At 41.5% G+C, this 19,685-nt stretch carries 14 protein-coding genes; 3 read left to right on the forward strand and 11 right to left on the reverse strand.

The features are described from left to right. Position 1: 1 nt before the first annotated feature. Positions 2-1,399, reverse strand: a complete 1,398-nt coding sequence (fumC, locus tag B3E00_RS01530) for a class II fumarate hydratase (protein ID WP_293936454.1) — start codon at positions 1,397-1,399, stop codon at positions 2-4. Between the two features lie 129 nt (positions 1,400-1,528). Next, on the reverse strand, positions 1,529-2,098 hold the full coding sequence (locus B3E00_RS01535) for a hypothetical protein (RefSeq protein WP_293884021.1): 570 nt from the start codon (positions 2,096-2,098) through the stop codon (positions 1,529-1,531). Positions 2,099-2,414: 316 nt separating this feature from the next. Here B3E00_RS01535 and B3E00_RS01540 point away from each other — a divergent pair, with 316 nt between their 5' ends. Continuing rightward, positions 2,415-4,025, forward strand: coding sequence for a S41 family peptidase (locus B3E00_RS01540; RefSeq protein ID WP_293936456.1), 1,611 nt, complete (start codon positions 2,415-2,417; stop codon positions 4,023-4,025). On the opposite strand, the gene B3E00_RS01545 is transcribed toward B3E00_RS01540, so the two are convergent. From B3E00_RS01545 to uvrA, 5 genes are all read right to left on the reverse strand, one after another. Further along, on the reverse strand, positions 4,015-5,079 hold the full coding sequence (locus tag B3E00_RS01545; RefSeq protein WP_293884017.1) for an endonuclease/exonuclease/phosphatase family protein: 1,065 nt from the start codon (positions 5,077-5,079) through the stop codon (positions 4,015-4,017). The genes B3E00_RS01540 and B3E00_RS01545 overlap by 11 nt on opposite strands. Before the next feature lie 43 nt (positions 5,080-5,122). Further along, positions 5,123-6,001 carry a rhomboid family intramembrane serine protease gene (locus B3E00_RS01550; protein WP_293884015.1) on the reverse strand — a complete coding sequence of 293 codons (879 nt, stop codon included), beginning with the start codon at positions 5,999-6,001 and terminating at the stop codon, positions 5,123-5,125. Between the two features lie 11 nt (positions 6,002-6,012). Next, on the reverse strand, positions 6,013-6,699 hold the full coding sequence (locus tag B3E00_RS01555; RefSeq protein WP_293884013.1) for a rhomboid family intramembrane serine protease: 687 nt from the start codon (positions 6,697-6,699) through the stop codon (positions 6,013-6,015). 12 nt (positions 6,700-6,711) lie between these two features. Next, positions 6,712-8,598, reverse strand: coding sequence for a DNA mismatch repair endonuclease MutL (mutL, locus tag B3E00_RS01560; protein WP_293884011.1), 1,887 nt, complete (start codon positions 8,596-8,598; stop codon positions 6,712-6,714). 302 nt (positions 8,599-8,900) lie between these two features. Next, entirely contained in the window at positions 8,901-11,741 is a 2,841-nt protein-coding gene (gene uvrA / locus B3E00_RS01565) for an excinuclease ABC subunit UvrA (RefSeq protein WP_293884009.1), read from the reverse strand. Positions 11,742-11,898: 157 nt separating this feature from the next. Here uvrA and B3E00_RS01570 point away from each other — a divergent pair, with 157 nt between their 5' ends. Then, positions 11,899-12,954 carry a DUF2157 domain-containing protein gene (locus B3E00_RS01570; protein WP_293884007.1) on the forward strand — a complete coding sequence of 352 codons (1,056 nt, stop codon included), beginning with the start codon at positions 11,899-11,901 and terminating at the stop codon, positions 12,952-12,954. Between the two features lie 3 nt (positions 12,955-12,957). Here B3E00_RS01570 and B3E00_RS01575 read toward each other — a convergent pair whose 3' ends face one another. Together B3E00_RS01575 and B3E00_RS01580 are read right to left on the reverse strand one after the other, a co-directional pair. Next, positions 12,958-13,632 (reverse strand): response regulator transcription factor, encoded by a 675-nt coding sequence (locus B3E00_RS01575; protein WP_293884005.1) that lies wholly within the window; start codon positions 13,630-13,632, stop codon positions 12,958-12,960. Positions 13,633-13,705: 73 nt separating this feature from the next. Further along, the gene (locus B3E00_RS01580; protein WP_293884003.1) at positions 13,706-15,040 is read right to left on the reverse strand and encodes a sensor histidine kinase; all 1,335 of its coding nucleotides are present in this window, start codon (positions 15,038-15,040) and stop codon (positions 13,706-13,708) included. 229 nt (positions 15,041-15,269) lie between these two features. On the opposite strand from B3E00_RS01580, the gene B3E00_RS01585 reads away from it, so the two are divergent. After that, a complete protein-coding gene (locus B3E00_RS01585) occupies positions 15,270-17,639 on the forward strand; it encodes an outer membrane beta-barrel family protein (protein ID WP_293884001.1) in 2,370 nt (789 codons plus the stop codon). A gap of 141 nt (positions 17,640-17,780) precedes the next feature. Here the strand turns inward: B3E00_RS01585 and B3E00_RS01590 are convergent, their stop codons facing one another. Continuing rightward, positions 17,781-18,197, reverse strand: a complete 417-nt coding sequence (locus B3E00_RS01590; protein ID WP_293883999.1) for an OsmC family protein — start codon at positions 18,195-18,197, stop codon at positions 17,781-17,783. A 150-nt stretch (positions 18,198-18,347) separates the two neighbouring features. Then, positions 18,348-19,676, reverse strand: a complete 1,329-nt coding sequence (locus B3E00_RS01595; RefSeq protein ID WP_293936459.1) for an SGNH/GDSL hydrolase family protein — start codon at positions 19,674-19,676, stop codon at positions 18,348-18,350. Between the last annotated feature and the right edge of the window lie 9 nt (positions 19,677-19,685).

Raw genomic sequence — 19,685 nt, forward strand, 5'->3', positions numbered from 1 at the left:
CTTATTTTAAACTTCCAACCATATCTTCTGGTTTTACCCAAGCGTCAAAATCTTCAGGAGTTACGTAACCCAAACGTACCGCTTCCTCTTTCAGCGTAGTCCCGTTTTTATGTGCTGTTTGAGCAATTTCTGCAGATTTGTAATAACCAATTTTTGTGTTTAGCGCTGTTACCAACATCAATGAGTTGTCAACCAATTCTTTGATGCGCTTGTAGTTTGGCTCAATACCTGCAGCACAATGCTCTTCAAATGAAACACAAGCATCACCCAATAGGCGTGCCGATTGCAAGAAATTCGCCGCCATCAATGGTTTAAACACGTTCAATTCGTAATGGCCTTGTGTTCCACCAATGGTGATTGCAACGTCATTACCCATCACCTGAGCCGCCACCATAGTCAATGCTTCACATTGTGTCGGATTAACTTTACCTGGCATAATCGATGATCCTGGTTCGTTTTCAGGAATCAAGATTTCACCGATACCAGAGCGTGGTCCAGAAGCCAACATACGGATATCGTTTGCTATTTTATTTAAGGCTACAGCCAACTGCTTTAATGCTCCGTGAGTTTCAACAATTGCGTCATGAGCAGCCAATGCCTCGAATTTGTTTTCAGCGGTGACGAAAGGAAGCCCTGTAAATTCAGCGATATATTTTGCAACCACTACGTCATAACCGTTTGGCGTATTCAATCCTGTACCGACAGCAGTACCACCCAATGCAAGTTCAGATAAATGCGAAAGTGTATTTCTCAAAGCTTTCAAACCATGGTTCAATTGAGCAACATATCCTGAAATCTCCTGACCTAACGTTAACGGAGTAGCATCCATTAAGTGTGTACGGCCAATTTTAACTACATTTTTAAACTCCTCCGCTTTTTTAGCCAAGGTGTCACGCAATTTTTCTACGCCTGGAATGGTAACTTCTGCAACAGCTTTGTAAGCCGCGATATGCATTCCGGTAGGGAAAGTGTCATTCGATGATTGTGATTTGTTTACGTCATCATTTGCTTTTAACACAGGCTCGCCTTCACCGATTTTATGTCCAGCCAACACTTGTGCACGGTTTGCGACAACCTCATTCACGTTCATATTGGATTGCGTGCCCGAACCTGTCTGCCAGATAACCAGTGGAAATTGATCATCCAATTTGCCCGCTAAGATCTCATCACATACTGCAGCGATGGCATCCCGTTTCTCCACAGATAATACGCCCAGCTCGTGGTTAGCATAAGCTGCTGCTTTCTTTAAATAGGCAAAGCCTGCGACGATTTCGTGTGGCATGGAAGCTGCCGGCCCGATTTTAAAGTTGTTGCGTGAACGCTCTGTCTGTGCACCCCAGTATTTGTCTGCAGGTACTTGAACTTCACCCATCGTGTCTTTTTCAATTCTGAATGACATAGTATGTAAGTATAAGTAAAACGTAAAATTAAAAGTACATGCGCTAAGCGCATAATACATCAATCACAAAGTTACAGGATAATACAGTAAAGAACAAGGATTAAGAATAAAACTCCCAATAAGCAAATCTTAAAAACCAAGACGTTTTGTCAAGGATTCATTCACATGGTAGAATACCTGTTTCGGTTTTAATGTTCGCCAAGCAAGTGTATTCAACCCCCCTCCAAAATTAATGTAATAATCTATATTCTGTTGTTGGAACTCTTCGATAACATGTTCACGGAAACCAATGCCTGCAATCCAGCCATCCTCAATATCCTGAAACCACTCCTCATAATACGAGTCGTCTGAAGCATGGAAATTCAGCACATTCTCGCCGATTACAATAAAATATTTGATACCTTGACTGATCAATACATCAATAATTTCTCGCTTGAATAACATGATATCATTGTAGATGGCATCATTCCATTCACCAATCAGTTCGATAATGCAATATTGTTTCTCATAGTCTACAAACAGTATTTTTAAATATAAAGTAAGCGAACCAAATTCATCCCATTGCGGATGGAGGAGAAAATTATAGATCTGTTTGTCAAAATCAAATTCGCTATAGATGGTGCCATAGAAGGGCGATTGTTCATCGTCAGCGGCAATGTAATAATCCCGCCAATTGTAATAAGGTTCGATTTCGTGCATACCAGTTGAATCGTTTTCGACTCAAACTAAGATAAATTTACGCGGATTTGCAAGTTAAATTACAGGCATAGTACTGTTTTGAGGAAAAGAGTGAGAAAGTCCCTACGGCTTGCTCTTCGAGCGATCGAAGAGATGTGGGGATGGAATTGAACGGACGAATGGCACTGACAGGCTGTCCTAGACCATAGTACGGTTTTTTATTTTTAATGTAAAAATATGGTCACGTACTCGTTTAACCGAATAAACTTATTATTTTTGATCAGGTAATGAATGTTGAATAATTTTTCTCTTCTTCGATAATTCAGGAAGATTTCCCATGCAAAAAAGTATTAAAAGAAATATTTTTGTAGCCGCTACATATGCTGCGGTATTGCTTCTCGGCTTGCTGTTGGGACAAAATTATGCTGAAGAGCAAGGAAGTAATCAAAAAACAACTTTTTCTAGCTTACGCTCCAACGGTAACTCGGATAAATTGCAATATCTCATTCAATTAATTGCCGAAAATTACGTCGATAATGTCAGTATAGACACCGTTCAGGACGAAGCCATTGAGCATGTAGTTTCTCGCTTAGACCCTTTTTCCTCATTTTTGAAACCAAATCAAGTGCAGGCCAAGCAGGAGACACTTGAAGGAACATTTGACGGTATTGGAGTAGAATATTTTCGTTTGAAAGATACCCTCCTCGTTGTTGGAATGGTTGCTGCAGGCCCTGCTGAGAAAGCAGGAATGCGTATTGGTGACCGCATTTTAAAGATCGGAAATAAGGACCTTGTCGGAAGAAAAGTGACCGAAAATGAAATAGAAAAACTGATCCGTGGAAAGAAAGGAACAGCGGTATTGATTTCCATTCAGCGTAATGGAGTGGTATTGAGCAATCCAATAAAAGTGATCCGTGATCAGGTCAATGTTTCAAGCTTAGATGCATCCTATATGATCGCTCCCAAAACAGCTTATGTTAAAATTCGAAGGTTTGGACATAAGACAGCAGACGAATTCAGGCAGTCACTCATTGACTTACGAAAAAGTGGAGCGCAGGATCTTATTTTAGATTTACGTAATAATGGTGGTGGATTTGTGCACACGGCAATTGATCTAGCGGGGCAATTTTTTCAGGAAAAAAGACTGTTAATGTATACCGAAGGGGCCAATGAGCCACGTCAGGATTTCTATTCCGAGAAAGCTGGGGAGTTTGGCGACGGCCGTGTCATTGTGCTGATCAACGAAAGCACAGCCTCGGCAAGCGAAATTGTTAGCGGCGCTCTTCAGGACCTGGATCGGGCTACAATTGTGGGGCGTCGGTCCTATGGCAAAGGTTTGGTACAAGAGCAATTTGATTTTTCAGACGGTTCGGCAATCAATTTGACCGTGGCACGTTACTATACGCCACTCGGAAGATGTATTCAACGAAAATATACACGCGCAAATTTTGATGCAGCAAAATACATGACAGGCTTCGATCTTTGGACCATGGATACCGAATTCAGCCAAAAAGAAATGTTTACAACCAGCAAAGGAAAGCTTGTCTTTGGTGGTGGCGGTATCCTTCCCGATGTGACTATCCCCATTGATACCAATGAAACCAGCTCCAAATATCGCGAGATTTTCCATTCCAATGCAATCGAAGAGTTTGTTTATGATCGATTCACAAAACAGCTGCCCGCATATTCTATCGAGAATTTTATAAGCGGCTACCATTTGCCAGCGGCAGAATTTGATTTATTTATTTCATATCTCAATAGCCAAAAGCGTATTTCGGTGACGTCCAGAGAAGCTAAAAATTTACATGATATCATTCAATCCGATATCGAAGCATTAGTAGGACGCTATTATTTCGGCCGTGAAGCCTACTATAAAATCAAAAATAGAAGAGATAAATTTATTGAAATAGGACTTAAAACATTAGGTTATCAGATGCCTAAGGTTTAAGCCTAAGATCAGACCATACCGGGTAGTGATCTGATAATTTCTTTTTGACGATCTGATAGTTCATCACCTCAAATTTCTGACTTGCAAAAATATAATCAATCTGAAAGATCGGTAAAAGGGCATGATGCGTCACACCCCAACCATTGCCTTTCTCCTTAAACGCATTGTACAAACCATCTCCAATCAGATTGACCGAGTAGCTCATTGGTGTATCATTGAAATCACCTACGGCAATATAAGGATATTGACATTCATTCATATGCTTCTTTAACGAATGTGCCTGTTCACTCCTCAGTTCGAAGGCATTCTTCAGTTTGCGACTCAGTCTACGTGTTCTTGAATTATCCAACTCATTAGTATTGGATAAATTCTGAATAAACTCTTTGTCTTCATTTTGAAGCGCAAAAGAACGGAGATGTATATTGTAGATGCGAATCAAAGTATCCTGTTTTTTAACATCGACATAACTTATGCGATTGATCCCGTAATCGTTGTCTCTTATAGTGCCTGAATCATAAATCGGGAATCGTGAAAGGACAGCCATTCCATAGGCCTCGTAATCATTTTTAGAGCTTGGTTCAAAGAAAAAGTAATCGTAGCCGAGCTTATCTTTAAACTCTTCCGAGAAAACGTGCTTTCCTTTAATTTTACTTATATATTCCTGAAAACAGATCACATCTGGAGATATACTGTCGATAATGCGAACAACATCGGCTTTAAAGTTTTTTTTCTCATCGTTTACCTTTTTGAATAAATGTGCATTGAAGGTCATGATGCGCAGTGTACGTGTTTCCGACGAGACGGGGGCATTCTCTTTGCGAATATTCCAGTGTTTAGTTAGAAAAGGCCATCCAATGAGGATCGTTACGAGTGAATAAAAAGCGATTTTTCGCTTCCGCAGTAGCCAATAGAAAATAAAACAAATGTTTATAATAAGTATAGGAAAGTAGCCTAACCCCATAAAGGCTATAGGCCAAAAGGATTTAGGATTGATGAAAGTCGCTGAATAGCTCATCAGCAAGGCAATGATCGCAAGCATATTCGCCAGGAACATTGTTTTACTTATAAACCCCAGTTTTCTTCTTAAAAATGTCCTTCTATCCATCAACCTTATCACCACTATTGCTTGCCCTAAAGAGCGTTTCTTTTTCGGGATTTGTTAGACTGTCGTAGCCAGAAATAGAAATTTTATCTAAAATAGCATCGATTTCGGCCTGATTGGGCAAGTCATAACGATGTTTCCGATTTGTCTGTATGTTGTTGCCTACAACGACTTTCATTTTTGCAGGCTTATTTTGTTTTTTCTGGAATATTGTGGACCAGTCCATCCCCGATTTTAATGCATAGGTGAATCCCATTCCGAACAAAATAACGGCAAAATAGGAAATGGCCGCGGGCCGGTTTGTCATGGTGAGTGCAAGGAATTCCAGTCCAAAATAAATGATGGCCACCAATTTTAGCTTGATGTTACCTATGAGCAATAAACGTAATTCGTACTTGGGAACTAAAGTGACAATGGCCGCCAATACCGCCGCCAAAGGAAGCGCACCTCCCATGAGCTGTAGCTCGCTGGAGATCGGAAGAAGCGAGCCGAACCCCACATATAGGATACCACCAAATAGCCAGGAGGTGATATAAATAAATAGAAATTGCCTTTTGTTCAAGAAAGTGAAGAAAATCTGGCCGACCCAATAAAGCCATAAACTCTCGAAGAGTATAGTCCAAAGTTTGACATAGACAAAATTCGATGTAAACAAAGACCATGGCTGTTCGAGAAAACGGGAAAAGCTACTTGGAAGGCTTAATCCTCTCACTAAAGGTTCCAGCAAGCTCTGCGAAACGATCTGTAATTCAAAGAGTAGATCCAAAAAATAGATGAGGACAAACAAACATGCCTGAATACTAATTACTAACGGTACTGGTGATCCAGTTTTATAGGTTTGTCTCCAAAAATCTTTTAGTCCGATGTTATTCATTTCGCACGATATTAATAAATTCCCTTTCTAATCTTCCACAGCTTAAGGAGTAGATAGCCGAATAGTGCTCCTCCGACGTGAGCCAGGTGAGCCACCGAATCTCCCGGTCGAGATAAGCTCATATAAATTTCGATGAGGATAAATCCACCGATCATATACTTCGCTTTGACTGGTACAGGAATAAACAAAAATTGCAGTGGGATGTTTGGGAAAAGGTAGGCAAATGCCAATAGAACACCATAGATCGCCCCTGACGCACCCAGCATTGGAATAAGATAAGTTAGGGCTTCATTATTCCCGGTATTTGCCAATGAGATAAGCTCGTTCCCATTCATACCATGGAGGGGGGCAAAAGAACCCGTTGCATTGTAGAGTTGTAAACCATTCACTGCGGTATAAAGAAACCACGCACCGATTCCGGATACCATATAGAAATTTAAAAAACGTTTCGATCCAAGTACCTGCTCAATCATTGGCCCAAACATGACCAGCGAAAACATATTGAAGAAGATATGGGTAATACTTTTTTTATCATGCATAAACATGTGCGTGACTACCTGCCAGATTTTAAAATAAGGCGAGTCTGGATAATAGACCGCAAGATAATCATATGCTACAGGTACAATTTGCGATCCAATATAAAATACAATATTGATGATCAATAAATTCTTGATAACAGGTGTTAATTGTGGAAACATATATTTTATCTTCTAGTTTTTACCAAATTTTTCCGCTAATTCTTGCAATGTAAATGTTACAATTACAGGATTTCCATAAATGGAGATATTGGGCGAGTGACAGGCGAAAAGCTTATCCACCAGCTCTGCCATAGCCGTGTTGTCCAATACAGTGCCCGGTTTAATGGCGGCATTGCGGGCAAGGCTCTTGGCAAGATTTTCGCGCTTAGCTAGCTTATACTCAGATTGATTGTTTTTATAATCTTCCAATATTTTCTCAATCATCTTTATTTCATCGAATCCTGTTCCTAAGTCTGCAGGGATTCCGTCAATAATATAGGAATTTTTTCCAAATTCACGAATTTGAAAGCCCAAGCCATTGATGTCCTCCAGGAGATCTCTCATCAATTCATTATCTGCAGCATTCAGATCTAACGTCTGCGGAAACAAACTTTGCTGACTCAGACCTTTATGTTGATCCAGCTGCGTAAGAAACTGTTCGAAAAGAATACGTTCGTGCGCTGCCTGCTGGTCGATCAGAATAAATCCAGAGTGAATCTGCGAAACAATATATTTATTATGCAGCTGGAAAAAGAGCTTCGATGATGATTTATCTTCGACTTGAATTACCTGTGGACCATCGGCATCCAACTCAGATTTTCTATGCAACGGCAGCTGGACGGACTCCTCTTTTTCGACAATTTGATAGAGGGAATCCCAGTTGCTCGGAATCCCGCCCGTTTTCTTGGTAAGCCCTTCAGCATAGCTTTCTGATCGGGTATAGCTCGAACTGGATTTTGATTTGTCCGTATCAAATGGGTTGAAGTCCGGATTGAAAGTTACTGTTGGAACGATAATTTCATCCAATGCCTTTTTTGTAATGAGATTGGTGAAACTTGTTTCCTGTTCAAAATCCAAAGATGGCATGATATTGTACCGCCCCAGTGATCTTTTTACTGCTGAACGGATAATGGCGTAAATGGCCTTATCGTCTTCATACTTGATTTCGGTTTTCGTGGGGTGTACATTGATATCGATTCGCGCAGGATCTATGTCGATAAATAAGACATAGAAAGGGAATGTTTCGGCTTGTAAAATATCCTCATAAGCATTCATCACAGCATGATGCAGATAAGGATCACGTACAAAGCGTTTGTTGACAAAGAAAAACTGTTCACCCCGAGTTTTCTTTGCAAACTCGGGTTTCCCAACGAAACCTTCTACCTTGATGATGGATGTGTCCTCTTCGACAGGAACAAGGCGCTGATTGTAATTGTTTCCGAAAATATGGACAACACGCTGTTTGAGCGTTTCCGCGGGCAAATGATAAATTTCATTTCCGTCGCTGTGCAAGGTCAGGAAAATCTGCGGATTGGATAAGGCTATACGTTGAAATTCATCAATAATATGACGCATTTCTACGGAGTTACTCTTTAAGAAGTTCCGCCGTGCAGGAATATTGTAAAAAAGATTTTTTACTAAAATATTTGTTCCGGCAGCAACAGCTTCCGGGTATTGGTTGACAACTTTTGATCCTTCTATCTCAACAACTGTCCCTAGCTCATCTTCGAAGCGGCGTGTTTTGAGTTCGACCTGTGCTATCGCAGCAATGGATGCCATTGCTTCACCACGGAAACCCATTGTTCGGATTGCAAATAAGTCTTCAGCCTTACGAATTTTTGATGTTGCGTGCCGTTCAAAGCAAAGGCGGGCATCAGTCACACTCATGCCGCAGCCATTGTCAATGACCTGAATCAATGACTTGCCTGCGTCTTTAACAATAAGTTTTATTTTGTCAGCTCCAGCATCAATAGCATTCTCAATCAATTCTTTAATGGCAGACGCTGGTCGCTGCACCACTTCTCCAGCCGCAATCTGATTAGCAACATTATCTGGAAGTAATTGAATAATATCCGACATATAATACAAAGTTACGAAATATCCATATTTACAGCGTATAAACACGGATGAAAATCAAATGGACGTTCCACTTGTTTCTTTAAAATAAAAGCCTTTAAAGCGTTCACTTATACCAATGAACTGGCTGTAAATGATACCTTATTGACATACTAAAACAAACTGCAAAACCGACATAATTATTGCATATACGCTATCGAATTGCTTATGCACAATTTAACGGCGGTCAGATACAGCGTGTATTACCCATGTCCGGAATAGGAACAACGGTCCTCCGTTTCAATGACATTACATCTCCAGCGACATTACATCTCCAGCTTTAAGAAACGTGCCGTTTCGCTTTTATTATTTTTAATTAAGTTTTCAGGCGTTCCCTCAAATAAGACCTGGCCCCCTTCTTTACCACCCTCAGGACCAATATCAATCACCCAGTCTGCCGATTTAACAACATCAAGGTTGTGCTCGATGATCAATACCGTATTTCCACGGTCCACTAAACGATTGATCACACCCATCAGTACATTTACATCTTCAAAGTGAAGGCCGGTAGTCGGTTCGTCAAGGATATAAAATGTATTTCCAGTATCTTTTTTAGAAAGTTCAGTAGCCAATTTTACCCGCTGAGCCTCACCTCCCGATAAGGTTGTCGACGACTGACCTAAGGTGATGTAACCCAAACCGACATCCTGCAGTGTTTTAATCTTTCGGTAGATACTCGGTACATTTTCGAAGAAATCTACCGCATCGTTGATGCTCATATCGAGAACATCGGAAATGGATTTTCCTTTATAGCGTACCTCCAAAGTTTCTCGGTTATAGCGTTTTCCGTGACAGGTTTCACAAGGAACCTGCACATCAGGAAGGAAATTCATCTCGATGACCTTTAGTCCGGCTCCCTGACAGGTTTCACAACGACCACCTTTCACATTGAAGGAGAATCTCCCGGGCTTATAGCCCCTGATTTTTGCTTCAGGCAACTGGACAAACAAGGTTCTGATATCCGAGAATACACCTGTGTACGTTGACGGGTTAGATCGCGGTGTACGACCGATAGGACTTTGATCGATCTCGATAACTTTGTCAATATGTTCTAACCCTTCAATTTTTTTGAAGGGAAGTGGAGTTGCTTTTGCCCTGAAAAAATGTTTATTCAAAATCGGGTATAACGTGCCTGTAATCAAGCTGGATTTGCCCGAACCCGAAACACCGGACACCACAATAAGCTTTCCTAAAGGAAAAGAGACCGATAGATTCTTCAAGTTATGCCCTGTTGCTCCTCGTAACGACAAAGTTTTTCCATTGCCCGTACGGCGTTTTTCAGGGATTTTCACCGCTTTTGTTCCGTTGAGATAAGCCGCCGTGAGGGAGTCTGATTTTAAAATTTCCTTGGGTGTGCCTTCGGCAACCACCGTACCACCATGAACTCCCGCAGCAGGTCCCATGTCGATAACATGGTCGGCATGTAGGATCATGTCTTTATCATGTTCTACCACAAGCACCGAATTACCAATATCGCGTAGGTTTTTGAGTGCATTGATCAGTCGTTCGTTGTCCCGCTGATGCAGGCCGATACTCGGTTCATCCAGAATGTAAAGTACATTCACCAATTGGGAACCAATCTGTGTGGCCAGACGGATGCGTTGTGCCTCACCACCTGAAAGCGTCTTAGCCGTACGGTCCAAGGTCAGGTAATTTAAGCCTACATCCAGCAAGAAACCCAAACGCGCACGTATTTCCTTTAAGATCTCTGTTGCAATAATAAGCTGGCGTTCATCAAGTTTACTTTCTACCTGGTCAAACCATTCTTTGATGGAAGTAATATCCATCGTAGCAAGTTCATGAATATTCTTATCGGCAATTTTGAAATGTAAAGATTCTTTTTTCAATCGTGCACCCGCACATGTAGGACAGGTAACTTTTGTTCTGAAATCATCTAACGAAGGGGCTTCATCGGACGATTTTCCCGAAAATTCCTCCAGCATCTTAAAGATGCCTTCAAATTCAACGCGATATTCACGCGTGCCATAACTGCCATAAGAAACCGTGACAACGATAGGCTCTTCTTTATTTCCAAACAAAAGCTGATCAATCTGTTCTTCATTGAGTTTTTCAAGCGGCGTTGTAATGGTAAAATCCAATTTTTTAGCGACAGCTTTCAAGACTTCCGAAGTCCAGTTTTCACGTGTGGGGCCCAGAGGAGCTAAACCGCCTTTTTGAATGCTTAGCTTTTTGTCCGGAATAACCGCATGCTTGTCAATTTCAAAAATATAGCCTAAACCATCACACGTGGGACAAGCGCCATAGGGGGAATTGAATGAAAACGTATTGGGCTGTGGCTCATCATACGAAATGCCCGATTCCGCATCCATGAGGTAACGGCTATAAAATTGCTCCTGATTATCCTTGTTAGAGACTTTGATGATTCCTTTTGCGGTTTTCATCGCCTGCATGACCGAGGTCTGTAAGCGCTTTTTATCTTCACGCTCTACTTTTAGACGATCTACAACGATTTCAATATCGTGTATTTTATACCGGTCAACCTGCATTTTTGGCACAAGATCCAATATTTCCCCATCCACACGCACCTTCACATAACCTTGCTTGCGGATTTGTTCGAACAATTCCCGATAGTGACCCTTACGCCCTTTGACCACAGGTGCCAGGATATTTAAAGCCTGTCCTTCAAATTCAGTCAGAATGCGTTCAATGACCTGATCGTCCGACATGCGCTCCATCTTTTTTCCGGTCACATAAGAGAAGGCTTCTCCAGCACGGGCAAAAAGTAAACGCATAAAATCATACACTTCAGTAATCGTTCCAACAGTAGACCTGGGGTTTTTGCTGGTTGTTTTCTGTTCAATGGAGATTACCGGACTTAAGCCCGATATCTTATCCACATCCGGACGTTCCATACCACCCAAAAACTGGCGGCTATACGCACTGAATGTCTCCATATAGCGGCGTTGTCCCTCGGCATAAATGGTGTCAAAAGCCAAAGATGACTTTCCACTTCCGCTTAAACCTGTAATTACAACCAATTCATTTCTTGGAAAAGAAACATCTATATTTTTTAAATTGTGCGCACGCGCTCCAAATACCTGAACTTCACTTTGTTCGCCCAAATCTGGACTTCTTTTTATTGCCATGAAAACTCCTTAAGGTCCCTTTGTGAGGGATTAAATGCAAAACATGCAAAATTACAGATTTTAAAGGAATTATGCGAGCCGATCTGACTTTTGGAACAAAATGTGATATACAAGTGATTTAAAAAAATAATGTACCTTGCACCGTAAATCTAAATGTATGCGAAAATACGACGTCAGCAAACAAGAAAAGCAATCGATCGATGATATTGTCCAATTCTGGAAGAAAGAGAACTTATTGGATGAGCAAAAAGCGAACGAGCTGATGGAGAGTTTAGACGTGAAAAGTTTTGATTGGGGACAACTGGCTCGGTATGCCTTTTGGATTGCACTGGCATCTTTGGTATTCGCTGTTTTTTCGCTGTTTACCGATGCGTCATTCCTAGCCTTTGTGGATACCCTTTACGAAGCGCCAAATATCTTATTTTGTTTCTTTTTTGCTGCCGTGGCCGTATTGTTCTATACCCTGGGGTTTCGCTATAAGAAACGCTATCCTTATAAAAATTTATCCACCGAAACCATGATGCTGATTGGAGTTTTTGCTACAGCAGCCTGTATCGGATTCATGGGTAAGGTATTGGATAAAGATACCATGCACTACTCGCTTTTATTTTTGCTTTCCGTGGCGATTTATGGCTTCCTTGCTGTTAAGCTTGATAGTAAGCTCATCTGGACATTTATGCTTTTGGCGCTAGGGGTATGGTTTGCCACCGAAACAGCTTACCATAGCAATTGGGGATTCAAGTTTTGGGGAATGAATTATCCCCTTCGGTTCACCATTTTTGGGACACTGATCACTGCACTGGCCGTTTGGGCTCAACCCCGGTTCGCACAGCTGCAAGTCTTTCAGCCCATCAGTTATATTGTCGGATTGATCTACCTGATGGTATCCTTATGGACACTCTCTATTTTTGGGAATTATGCTGATTTTTATGAATGGACCGCCGTACGTCAATACCATATGTTCTATTGGGGGATATTGTCAACTGCGGTATCTGTATTTTTGGTCGTCTATGGTTTAAAGGCGAAAGACAATGTGAGCAGAGAAGTTGGGTTTGTATTTTTAGTGCTCAATATCTACACACGTTATGTGGAATACCTCTGGGACAACATCAATCGAGCCGTGTTCTTTTTAATTTTGGCCGTGTCCTTCTGGTTCGTCGGCCGTTGGGCAGAGAAATTATGGAACAAAAGGAAAGACGAAATAGCCGGATAATCGTCACAAATGGATGGTAAATCCAACACCTCTATTGGAATTAATGCTCAGATTGGGATCGAGGCTTAAGTATTTGCGGATCCGGGTAATAAACACGTCCATGCTCCTACCAGTAAAGAAATCTGCATTTCCCCATACCTTTTCAAGAATATCTTCACGGGTGACAAGCTGGCCCCTGTGTTGCCATAGAAATAGGAGCAGTTGTGCTTCGCGCTCGGTGAGCTTAAACTGACCTTGTGCATGGCTTAATACTAACTGTTCAGGGTGAAATACATACGTCCCGAGGACAATCGATCTTGGCGTACTATTTTTCTGATTTCGTTTTAATATATTCTGTATGCGAAGCAAGAGTTCTTCAGGGTCGCAAGGTTTGGTAACATAATCATCAGCACCGATTTTTAGTCCCGTAAGCTTGTCGATCTTTTGTTCTTTGGCGGTTAAAAAGATAAACGGTAATGCGGGATGCAGGGCATTAATTTCTTTGGCCAGACTAAAACCGCTGATTTGAGGAAGCATCACGTCCAGTATAACCAGGTCGTAGCTGGCTAGCTGCTGAAAATTTTCCGTAAGATCCTGAGGCTGCGCCATCCAATCTACGACAAATGCAGACAGCTCAAGATATTGCTTGAGCATAAAGCCAAAATCAGCGTCATCTTCAACGAGGAGTAATTTGTTCATTTTTTATATTCAGTCGTTCATCTAAACTACTAATCTACGGCTAAATGCCATCCCTCTAGCTGATTACACTACCTTATGATGGAATAGCAACGAGCGGCAATTGAATTTTAAACGTAGTACCTACACCAGGCTTACTAGTTACTGTAAGCTGTCCCTGATAACGATCCACGATTTTTTTAACAAGGAAAAGGCCAATTCCCAATCCTTTGGTGTCGTGTATATTGTTTTTTTGGATACGGTAAAACTTGTCGAAAATATAAGGGAGTTCGCACTCCTCCATGCCATCACCATTGTCTTGTACGTAAATTGAAAGCTTATTTTTCTTTTGCTCAAAATGAACTTTAAGCCATTTCGCGCCATACTTTACAGCATTGTTCATGAGATTCTGAAATAATGTTGTTGCATCGCTGAGGCCCAAGCATAATTTCCCTTCAGGCAATGGACTTGTTTCAAATGCAATGGCCGGGTTCGTCAATTGAAAATCATTGAAAATCGCTTGGAGTTCCATCGTGGTAACAGGAGGATGACCCGATGGTTTCAGGTCTTCGGCCAGTGGGGCAAGGGTGTGTTCCAGGCGATTGACTTGCCGCTCAATGACCGTTATAATATTTTCACCTGTCGATTTTCGAAGTGTCTTAGCGGCAATTTTTAAGGTTGCAATAGGGGTTTTAAGTTCATGCGATACATTGTCAACCACGTCGTGAAGCACGGTGATCTGCTTCTGCTGTTTTTTGAGATTTTGAATGGTTCTATAAAAAAGCCAAAGAAAGGCGGCCAATATAAATAAGGTGCTCAACAGGAGGGAGGTAAGTTCTTTGAATAATATCCAGTGGAGATTGGTTACCTCAAAAGAGCTCCTTCTATGGACTAAAAAGGTGTATAAGATTTCCTTGCTTTGGATGCTCTCTTCAATTTTCTGTGTTTCGGTTTTTTCCGTTATCCATTCACTGGAAGAAAGTTCAACAGGTCGTCGGAAATTTCCCTGTGTGGTGTAAACCGTAATGGGGCCATCAGCAATCTGCTTGTTAAAGTTTCTAAAATAAATACCCAAGATCTCCTTTTTTAGGATAACATCCATACCCAGTGGTTGAAATAGACTGTCGACATAGCGTGTGAGCTTCCCGGATGTTTTATGCGCATTGGCATGATATAGTCCTTTAAGCTGTTGAGCTGTTATCTCATTTTTAACCAATTTGATGTAGTAGTCTCTGGCGATGTCCTTGCTCATTAAATCATCATCAAAAAGACTGTCAATTTTGGGAGATTTGTTCAGTTTGCTTTTTACTGTTGCAAAAATATCGCGCTGTTTGAGCTGATAGGTGTTGTACAATTGATAGCCCTGAATGCCGATCAGTACAGCAAAAAATAATGTAAAGAGAACACTATAATTTTTGGGTTTCAATTCCATACACAAATATAACTGCTGAAGGCCAATATAATATACCTTAACGCAGTATTAACCCTTCATTAACCATTATTTACTACGGAGATGGACAATTTTGAGCCATCGGAAGCGTGTAAAAGTTCAGTGACTGTCAAATGCGGATAACCACAAAAAAGCATGCGTTTGACAGCACAGCTAATGGATATAACAATCCAGGTATGCGCTAATGAAATTAAAGACTAATTATTTGTACATGAAATCAATCCTATTTTTTCTCGCTTTCCCTTTAGTGCTTTCAGCACAGACAAAGATCGGGGGACAAGTGCAGGATACAAACAAAATTGTATTAGCAGGTGCAACCGTTATGCTATTGGATAGTAACTATCAAGCTATCCGTGAAGTGAAAACTGACCATCTTGGAACGTTTATGCTGTCGCTGGATCATTCTGGCAGCTATTATCTACGGTCCACTTATCTTAACTTTAGACCTCAGGAGCACTTTTTCCGTAGCGACACCATTGCTCGCCCTCTGATACTTGAACTTATTCCCGAATCAAAAGTACTCGAAGAAGCACAGGTTGTCGGGCGGGCGCCGAGATTGATCCGCAAGTTGGACCGCCTGGAATTTAACGTGCAGCATTCTAATCTTTCGGCGCTCAACAGTTGGGACATTTTGAAACGGACGCCATTAGTGATGGCAAATGGCTCAGATTTAATGGTCCGTGGGAGCAAAAATATTGTTGTATTGATTAATGAACGAAAAGTTATGCTCACGGGGGAGGAATTGAAAACCTATCTCGAGAATACGGCGGGCAGCGATGTCCAATCGATTGAGGTCATTACCAACCCACCTGCAAAATATGAAGCCGAGGGCAGTACCATTATCAATATTAAACTTTCCAAATCGAACCTCTATGGATATCGGGGTTCGGCGGTTGCGTTGGCCGAGAAAAGCAGTACCTGGAAGCAACTGTTTGGGCTGACCCAGTATTATAGAAATGAAAAAATCAACGTTCGGGGCACCTATAATTTCGGAAGGGGAACTTATGCACGTTACGAAACGAATTATGTGTATTATCCCAATGAGCAAACCTCGTGGGAAGGTGTGATGGATCGATTTGATACCAATAACAGTCAGAACAGCTATGTGCTTTCGATGGAATACACACCCGATTCAACCTGGACTGTTAGCGGAGGGCTAAATGGATATTATGGCCCCAAAGCCTACGGTACCTACGTGGTGCCAACTGTCATTTACGATAGCAACCGTATTCAACAGTCGAGTTACCTCACGACAAATGATCATGAGTCATCTACAGAGACAAAGAACATGTATCTCCAGGTCATTAAGAAGCTTAACGCCAGCTGGAGTATAAATTGGTCTTCTTACTTTACAGACCATCATTCGACAAATAATCAGGATGTGCTCACCGCGCTGAGATTTAAGGATCAACAACCCAGGGATACACGATTTATTAGCAACAACGGAAATAAAAATAGGCTCTTTTCTTCACAGGTCGATTTTTCCGGTAAAGTAAAGCAGCTTGGGATGGAATTTGGAGGGAAATTTAGCGATGTTACAACGACAAACAGTCTTGTGTTCACTGATGATGAATCGGGCAAGTTGGAGCATAGGCCGGATAAGAGCAGTGAGTTTGATTACAAAGAACGGAATGTAGCTCTTTATGGTTCATTGGACTATACCTGGAAAAAATGGAGCTGGAAAGCAGGATTAAGAGGAGAATATACCAACTTGAAGGGCATTGTATCAGAACCAGAAGATATCAATAAACAGGATTATTTTGTGCTCTTCCCGACATTTTATATGCAATATGACTTGACGGAAAATCAGCAGTTAGGTTTTTCCTATGGAAAGCGGATCAGTCGTCCTTCCTATTCTTGGCTCAATCCCGCAAAATCCTACTACAATCGTTTTTCATACTTTCAGGGAGATCCCCGTTTAAGGGCTACGATCGTGCATAACCTGAATCTGACGTGGACCAAAAACAACTGGAATATTGATCTATTCTACCGATTTGAAAAGTGGCCCAATATGGAAATAGCCTTGCAGGATAATGTCAACCACCAGCTGATTTATCATTATACCAACATTAAAAAGGGGCAGGGAGCAGGGATAGACCTGGGTAAGAGTTTTCAGTTTACTGAACGTTGGGGAATGAACCTGCAGCTAGAGGGAATGTACAATGAGAATTACTTTATGGGGACTGATGATGTGCTGCACAAGAACGATGTATATATTGGCAACGGAAATATAAGTAGCAGCTATGTCTTGAGCAAAGAAGCAGGCTGGAATCTTGAGCTCGGCAATACCTTTACATCGCCCACCATCCAGGGGCCATTTAAAATAACTGGCTATTCCAGTACCTATGTGATGACAAATCGAAAATTCTTTAAAAACAAGTTTGAGGTAAATCTATCGTTTATGGACATCTTTAAAACGGAAAAAATGACCATATCCTCCAAATATGCCGATCAAAATAACTTTTATAAAGATTATCGGGATACCAGAAAGGTGAATCTGACGCTGCGGTACCATTTTGGAAATCAGAAAGTCAAAAGTAACAATCAGCCCGCAAAAACAGAAGAGCAGAACCGCCTGTAAATCTGTTGAATTCTTACAAAATCAAATTCTTCATATCACTGTAACTTTATATCCATAAAGAAAATGAATAAGGCAAGAATTAAAAGCAAGCGTCCTCCACGTCTGATGTGGAGTACAATCAGATGTCAGAAAAGTGTTTTCTTAGTTTATTTTCAAAGAATACGTGATATTGATACCACCCGCGGACAACATATCATGTACAGAACAATATTTTTTAACGGCCAGTTCAGCCGCTTTAGCTGCTTTTACCTCATCAATTTCACCTTTTAAGAAGAAATTGATGTGTATAGCTGTAAATACCTGTGGTATTTCTTCCCGGCGTTTACCCTCCACTTCAACCTGGATATCGTCAATTTGTTGGCGTTGTTTTACCAGTATACTATGGAGATCGAAGACACTACAAGAACCCAATGCCATTAAAACCAATTCCATGGGACGAACACCTTTTCCTTCGCCGCCGATCGCTTCCGAACCATCGATGTTGACTTTGACCGAAGATAATTCACTGCTGGCTTCAAAATGCACAGCCTGGTTGACACGGTTTAATTTGATTTTCATCTTAAAATATTTTATTCATTTTTTGCACACCAATTTTAGCGAATAGCACATCATTGGTAATAACAGATCTAACCAAAATCTGTGCAACACAAATATACAAAAAAGGCAGACGAATAATCGTCTGCCTTTTGTCAGTATGTTGGTCACTGTTTATTTTGTGACGGTATCTGGCAGTTTAACACCGCGATATTTGGCTACGTCAACTTGTGGGATCTTCGATCCATATTTAGAATTGATGGCACTGATAAAGATGTTTGCCATGAGGGCATTCCCAATTGGCGTGAGGTGGATGCCATCCAAAGAGAATGCATTTCCAGTGATGTATTTGGCACTAACGGCTAATCCATTGATACGAACACCACCTTTTACATTGTTTAGGAATGCATGTACGTCTGCTAAAGCGAGGTCTTTTGAAGCTGCAGCAGCTTTGATGGCTGCATTGTACTCGTTGATCCGCTTCACAACTGTTGCTGTTTCGCTTACATCAAGCACGTATTTGTCTTCAACAGGATTTTCGGGACGTAAACCATATGGAATCTGTGCTGCGTTTGGCTTACCCAATAGTCCTGCAGACAAGAAAGGAAGTACAAAATAATCTTGATCAGTCGCTGCACGAGTTCCAGATTTCGTAGCGATATAAATATTCGTTACCGGCGCAGGGGGATTTGTTGCGTTGACAGCTGCCAGCAGGGCTGCACGGGTAACCGTTGTAAAATAAGGTGTTGCGGTTACATCTGGAATGGTGGCCAGTACACCTTTTTTCCCGCCGGTAGTCAGCGCCTGCACATAACCATTGAGAATTGCTGTAAATTGGGCAGTTTCAGTCAATACGGTTGTTGGATCGGGCTGATTCGTTGTTGGATTCATATTGACCACTCCACCATTAGTTGCCCAACCCAATGCATCGTTGTTGCCTAGTGCAAAACTAAAAAAGGTGTGGTTTTGTGTCGTTGAATAGGTGAAATACGTTTTCGAGGCGTCCCCGTCGGGCAATAAGCGCTCGAAATACGGATTGCCGGCAGTTGAGCCCATGCCTGCTACCATAGAAAGATCCATCCGCATACCCGGTACACCGAGGTTATTGACCGGATCAGTATATTTCGTCAATAGTTTTGTTGAACCAGGTCTGTAGGCCAGTTTATCTGTAACAGGTGCCGTCACAGGCTGTCCATTGACAAGTGCTGTTAGGGTAATGTAGCCAGAACCGTTGGCTTGATCTTCACTGAAAAACGGCGATTTAAATTCCCCACCACCCACTTGTTTTAACTGCTCGGCAATTAAGTTGGGGTAAGCAACCTTTTGGCCCTCCAGATAAAGTCCCCCATCTGCGTATCCTGCCGTCAATGAATTCCCGATGGCAACATATTTTGAAAAATTAAGCGATCCTGCCGAAGGTGTATACTCCTCCAAAGAAGGTTTGCACGAAGCAATAGCGACAAGTGCTAACGCTGCGGCTATGTAAAGTTTGTTTTTTTTCATCTTAGTCAA

Source organism: Sphingobacterium sp. UBA5996 (assembly GCF_002429765.1).
Classification (GTDB): domain Bacteria; phylum Bacteroidota; class Bacteroidia; order Sphingobacteriales; family Sphingobacteriaceae; genus Sphingobacterium.

Excerpts from the sequence above, each read along its gene's own strand:
- fumC (WP_293936454.1), bottom strand. The coding sequence starts at position 1,399 with ATGTCATTCAGAATTGAAAAAGACACGATGGGTGAAGTTCAAGTACCT.
- B3E00_RS01535 (WP_293884021.1), bottom strand. The coding sequence starts at position 2,098 with ATGCACGAAATCGAACCTTATTACAATTGGCGGGATTATTACATTGCC.
- B3E00_RS01540 (WP_293936456.1), top strand. The coding sequence starts at position 2,415 with ATGCAAAAAAGTATTAAAAGAAATATTTTTGTAGCCGCTACATATGCT.
- B3E00_RS01545 (WP_293884017.1), bottom strand. The coding sequence starts at position 5,079 with ATGTTCCTGGCGAATATGCTTGCGATCATTGCCTTGCTGATGAGCTAT.
- B3E00_RS01550 (WP_293884015.1), bottom strand. The coding sequence starts at position 6,001 with ATGAATAACATCGGACTAAAAGATTTTTGGAGACAAACCTATAAAACT.
- B3E00_RS01555 (WP_293884013.1), bottom strand. The coding sequence starts at position 6,699 with ATGTTTCCACAATTAACACCTGTTATCAAGAATTTATTGATCATCAAT.
- mutL (WP_293884011.1), bottom strand. The coding sequence starts at position 8,598 with ATGTCGGATATTATTCAATTACTTCCAGATAATGTTGCTAATCAGATT.
- uvrA (WP_293884009.1), bottom strand. The coding sequence starts at position 11,741 with ATGGCAATAAAAAGAAGTCCAGATTTGGGCGAACAAAGTGAAGTTCAG.
- B3E00_RS01570 (WP_293884007.1), top strand. The coding sequence starts at position 11,899 with ATGCGAAAATACGACGTCAGCAAACAAGAAAAGCAATCGATCGATGAT.
- B3E00_RS01575 (WP_293884005.1), bottom strand. The coding sequence starts at position 13,632 with ATGAACAAATTACTCCTCGTTGAAGATGACGCTGATTTTGGCTTTATG.
- B3E00_RS01580 (WP_293884003.1), bottom strand. The coding sequence starts at position 15,040 with ATGGAATTGAAACCCAAAAATTATAGTGTTCTCTTTACATTATTTTTT.
- B3E00_RS01585 (WP_293884001.1), top strand. The coding sequence starts at position 15,270 with ATGAAATCAATCCTATTTTTTCTCGCTTTCCCTTTAGTGCTTTCAGCA.
- B3E00_RS01590 (WP_293883999.1), bottom strand. The coding sequence starts at position 18,197 with ATGAAAATCAAATTAAACCGTGTCAACCAGGCTGTGCATTTTGAAGCC.
- B3E00_RS01595 (WP_293936459.1), bottom strand. The coding sequence starts at position 19,676 with ATGAAAAAAAACAAACTTTACATAGCCGCAGCGTTAGCACTTGTCGCT.